Origin of the sequence: Mammaliicoccus stepanovicii (genome assembly GCF_002902525.1) — a bacterium.
GTDB classification, from domain to species: Bacteria; Bacillota; Bacilli; order Staphylococcales; family Staphylococcaceae; genus Mammaliicoccus; species Mammaliicoccus stepanovicii.
This window is the reverse complement of record NZ_PPQZ01000090.1, coordinates 1-1,105: the sequence shown is the minus strand read 5'-3', so window position 1 is coordinate 1,105 and position 1,105 is coordinate 1. Positions and strand designations below refer to the sequence as shown.

At 31.1% G+C, this 1,105-nt stretch carries 1 protein-coding gene, 1 tRNA gene and 1 pseudogene; 1 reads left to right on the top strand and 2 read right to left on the bottom strand.

Annotated features, from left to right (window positions below):
* Nucleotides 1-428, top strand: a 428-nt coding sequence (locus tag CD111_RS10120; protein WP_142380956.1) for a CPBP family intramembrane glutamic endopeptidase, incomplete at its 5' end; no start/stop codon positions are given.
* Nucleotides 429-451: 23 nt separating this feature from the next.
* Here CD111_RS10120 and CD111_RS12775 read toward each other — a convergent pair.
* Nucleotides 452-577: pseudogene (locus tag CD111_RS12775) on the bottom strand (hypothetical protein); the annotation flags it as partial.
* A gap of 404 nt (nt 578-981) precedes the next feature.
* Nucleotides 982-1,055: transfer RNA gene (locus CD111_RS10115), tRNA-Arg, on the bottom strand.
* Between the last annotated feature and the right edge of the window lie 50 nt (nt 1,056-1,105).

Here is a 1,105-nt window from a genome sequence, read left to right as displayed (position 1 = left end):
AGTTAATGTTCATACATTTTGTATATATATTAGGTGGCTATATACTAATGTACTTATTGGACACTATTTACTTACACTTTTATCCGTTACCAACCAACGAGGAATTACTTGAAAATAGTACTAATAGCTTACCAATTTGGATATCAATAGTTAGTATAGCTATTATACCTGCAATAATAGAAGAGATTATTTTTCGAATCTTTATTTTAAGGGTCGTTTTTAGAAATCATTTATTGATTGGTCTTATTGTATCTAGTTTAGCCTTTGCAGCGGTCCATGACTCTGATACATTGATTGGGTATCTACCATATTTTCTTTCTGGCTTAATATTTGGTTTTGCTTATTTAAAAACTAGAAGGATAGAGGTACCAATCTTAATACATTTTTTAAATAACTTTTTTGTTTCGATTTCCAGTATTTTATCTTAAATTAGCTTTTAAAATTAACCCACCTATTCATTTAGGTGGGCTATTATGTATGCGTATAATTTTCTAGCCGTTTTAAACATTGCAGATTCTATTGATGTTTTTCCATTCCTTAGATCTTGTACGGTTTGATAAGGGATGCCTGTATTCCTTATCGGCTTTATTATCTAACATCTTGTTCCCTCTTTACTTGATACATTAGTTAATCACAATTAATCATGATTATCAAACTTCTATAATTTTTGCATAAAAAATGCACTAACCATAGCGGCAAGGGCATACACATACATCCTACCTACATCGCAAATCAATACCTATCGGATATATATGTAAATGACCTTGTCATGAAGGTATTTCAAGTACTTTAGATGTATATTCACATCAATTATAAGAAATTTTTTACGAAGAGAATAAGAAAGCAATACATGCATTAAAAATTTTATAATTTCGTTTGCGTAAAAGATTAATCACCATATATAACGAATTATATCAATTTACAAAAAAATCCCGTTGTATCAACGTTTGAACGTTTCTACAACGGGATATTGGTAATTTACGTCCTGGGAGGGATTCGAACCCCCGACCGACGGCTTAGAAGGCCGTTGCTCTATCCAGCTGAGCTACCAGGACATTTTCAACACAAGAATAATTATATCTAATAGATGCACTTTAATCAATAG